The sequence below is a fragment of the Arthrobacter sp. Hiyo1 genome (assembly GCF_001263615.2).
Taxonomy (GTDB): Bacteria; Actinomycetota; Actinomycetes; order Actinomycetales; family Micrococcaceae; genus Arthrobacter.
This window is the reverse complement of sequence record NZ_DF952469.1, coordinates 1,025,946-1,029,174: the sequence shown is the minus strand read 5'-3', so window position 1 is coordinate 1,029,174 and position 3,229 is coordinate 1,025,946. Positions and strand designations below refer to the sequence as shown.

General features: G+C 65.0%; 2 protein-coding genes and 2 pseudogenes. All 4 read left to right on the top strand.

Annotated elements, in window-relative coordinates; all coding sequences use genetic code 11:
* The first annotated feature begins 362 nt into the window (after positions 1 to 362).
* Positions 363 to 857 carry an SRPBCC domain-containing protein gene (locus AHiyo1_RS08990; protein WP_059388335.1) on the top strand — a complete coding sequence of 165 codons (495 nt, stop codon included), beginning with the start codon at positions 363 to 365 and terminating at the stop codon, positions 855 to 857.
* A pseudogene (locus tag AHiyo1_RS27895) lies at positions 826 to 1,296 on the top strand (GNAT family N-acetyltransferase); the annotation flags it as partial. The gene AHiyo1_RS08990 and the pseudogene AHiyo1_RS27895, both read left to right, overlap by 32 nt.
* Positions 1,297 to 1,350: 54 nt before the next feature.
* Positions 1,351 to 2,769, top strand: a complete 1,419-nt coding sequence (locus tag AHiyo1_RS08985) for an FAD-binding oxidoreductase (protein ID WP_059388336.1) — start codon at positions 1,351 to 1,353, stop codon at positions 2,767 to 2,769.
* Positions 2,770 to 2,903: 134 nt separating this feature from the next.
* Positions 2,904 to 3,229, top strand: a pseudogene (locus tag AHiyo1_RS08980) (hypothetical protein); the annotation flags it as partial.

The following is a 3,229-nucleotide window of genomic DNA, read 5'->3' as shown; positions in this document are numbered from 1 at the left end:
TATGGCCCGGTTTCCCCGGACCCCCGCTCAGATATAGGGCCATTTTGGCAGACCCCGGCTCGGATATGGCAGGGAAATCCCAAACCCCGGCTCACCTATCCAGGTTCCACGACCGACGCCCGCCGCCATAGTGAGCGGGCGTCCCGCCGGGAGCCGGTATATGTGAGCGGGCGTCCTGCCGGGAGCCGCCATAAGTGAGCGGGCGTCCCGCCGGGAGCCGGTATATGTGAGCGGGCGTCCTGCCGGGAGCCGGTATAAGTGAGCGAGCGTCCGGTCGGGACCCGGCACAGGTGAGCCGGCGTCAGGGGCGAGCGCGCTGGATCCGGAATCGGGGGTGCCGCTGGGCGGTAAAGTTGGTGCACATGGAGAGCCTCTTTAGTCACCTCGCGCCGGACTCCGAACCCCAGCCGGAGCAATCCGGTGAGCTGGACCCCGTGGTGTGCACCGTCGTCGTGCCTTCGCCTGTGGCGCATGCTTTCATGGGCTTCACCGACCACCCGCATCTCTGGTGGCCGATGGAGGACCACAGCGTCTACGGGGCGGGCTCGCACGTTGAGTTCGAGGAGAATTTGATCCTGGAGACGGCCGACGACGGCCGAACCTCGATATGGGGGACCATCGACGACTGGCAGCCGCCGTTGTCCTTCCATGCGAGCTGGTATCCAGGCAGTACCGCGATGTGGTCCACCGAACTTCGTCTGGCCTTCCGTGCTGTTGACGGAGGAACGGAGGTTCGTCTGGTCCACGACGGCTGGGAAGGTGCCGAACACCCCGCGCAGACCCGTGCAGACTACGCGGCTGACTGGCCTGGAGTTCTTGAGCGCTATGTCCGGTTCATGGGCGGCGCAAGTGAATAGAATCCGTCGCCTCCAAGCGACTGACTGGGAATTGCTTCGCGACGTCCGGTTGGAGATGCTGTCGGACACCCCGATGGCCTACGTGGAGAGCCTCGCGGCCGCCCGGCGCCAGACTGACACTCAATGGCAAGAGCGAGCAGCCACGATGTCGGGCGACTCGAGTATCACCCTGATAGCGGACGACGGCACGGACGGTAGCCCGATCAGCGGACTTATGCGCGTGGTCATCAAGCAGCCGCAGGATCCTTCCCGGGCTCTACAAGCCATGCTGATCAGCGTCTACGTCGCACCCGAACACCGTGGCCTGGGCCTGGCCGACCAGTTGCTTGATGAGGCTTGCGCCATAGCAGGCGCCGAGCTCGGAGCAGGCGTGATCGAACTGGGCGTCCACGAGGACAACGCCCGAGCGAAGGCGTTCTACGAGCGGCACGGATTTGAATACACCGGTGCCAGCCGGCCTTATCCGCAGGACAAGGCCAGGTTGGAGATCGTTATGGCCCGCCGGCTTCCACCCGCGGGTGAAACCCAGCAAAGCGAAAGCCCGGGCGCGTTCATCGATGATCTAGGGGCCGCCCTCGCTCCGGGGCAAGTCGCCGTCGACGAACAGACACGCACCACCTATGCCGCAGACCTGGGACCTGTCCTGGACTTGCAGCTGCCCTTGGCTGTGGTGTTCGCCGAATCCGTCGAAGACGTGCAGCATGTGGTGCGCAGTTGCGCCCGGCACGGAGTTCCGATCGTGGCCCGCGGCGCCGGCACCGGGGTTTCCGGCGGCGCCCACGCCAGCCAGGGGTGCATCGTCCTCAGCTTGGAACGCATGAACCGCATCCTGCAGCTCAACGCGGACGATGAGACCGCCGTCGTCGAACCTGGCGTGGTGAACGCTGACCTGAATGCCGCCGCGTCCGAACACGGCCTGATGTACGCGCCGGACCCAGCGAGCTACAAAATGTCCACGATCGGCGGCAATGTGGCCACGAACGCAGGCGGCTTGCGTTGCGCCAAGTACGGCGTGACGAGGGACTCGGTGCTGGCGCTCGACGTCGTCCTGGCCGATGGCTCGCTTATCCACACAGGTCACCAGACCTTCAAGGGTGTGGCCGGGTACGATCTCACAGCGCTGTTTGTGGGCTCCGAGGGCACCCTGGGGATCGTGGTGGGTGTGACGGTGCGCCTGCGCTACCTGCCGCGCGAGGTACAGACAGTTGCCGCCTTCTATCCGGACTTCCGCGGTGCCGCAGCGGGTGTCCTGGCGGTCGGAAGGACCCGCGTCCAGCCCGCCATCATGGAAATGCTCGACGCCGGAACGCTGGCCCAGCTCGACGAACTGTACGGCTCGGACCTCGGAGAACGCGGACAGGCGCTGCTGTTGATCCAGACTGACGGCTTTGGAGCGGCAGCGGAAGCAGCTTTGGTACGGGAAGTGCTCGCCGCCGGCGGCGCCGCGGTGACGGCGGAGTCCAATGCCGAAGCGGAGCGCCTCATCGAGATGAGGCGCTCGAGTCGAGGCGACGAAGTGGACAACGAATTCCGGGTTGGCGAGGACGTCGCTGTTCCGAGGTCGCGGCTTGTCGACTACGTGGCCGCGCTCGAGGCCATGGCCGTTACCCACGAGGTCCAGCTCAAGGTGGTGGCCCATGCCGGCGACGGCAACCTGCACCCCACCTTCTGGGTGGACCGCGTGGACAGGGAAGTGGACGCCGATGCCATGTCCCGCCTCAACCAGGCCCTGGACGACTCGATTGACGCCGCGCTGGCGATGGGCGGGACCATCACCGGCGAGCACGGGGTGGGGCAGTACAAGCTGCGTTGGCTCGGACTTGAGCAGCCTGAGCCCATCCGGGAGTTGCAGCATCGCATCAAAGAACTTTTCGACCCGGCCGGAATCTTCAACCCCGGCAAGGCTATCTAAAGCTCTGGTATTCCAAATCTAATCGTCAGGGTCCAGCGTCACACTCAGCTGCCCCTTTAGCGGCAGTTTACTTTGCCATGCAATGCCCCTAATCTTATTTGGTATACCAAATTAGGATTCCAGGGAGGCAACCAATGGAACAAGCACAGCCGCCGCGCCGCGGTACTTCCGCGTACGCCGCTCGACGGACTGCCTGGATACTCGTTGCACTGGCACTTGTCTCCATCAACCTCCGTCCGGCCATTACGACGATCGCCGGCACCATGGGTCAGCTGCAGGCAGGCTTTGGACTCGACGCGCATCTGCTGCCGCTGCTTGGCGCCTTGCCTGTACTTGCCTTCGGCGTCTCGGCCCCTTGCGGTCCGTGGCTGGCCCGTCGCCTGGGCAGCGGAAGGGCTGTGGCAGCGGCGCTCCTGGTGCTTGCCGCGGCGCTGATCCTCCGCGTATTCGTGCCCGGACT

Bases quoted from the DNA above. Each gene is read 5' to 3' on its own strand.
- AHiyo1_RS08985 (WP_059388336.1), top strand. From the start codon at position 1,351: ATGGCCCGCCGGCTTCCACCCGCGGGTGAAACCCAGCAAAGCGAAAGC.
- AHiyo1_RS08990 (WP_059388335.1), top strand. From the start codon at position 363: ATGGAGAGCCTCTTTAGTCACCTCGCGCCGGACTCCGAACCCCAGCCG.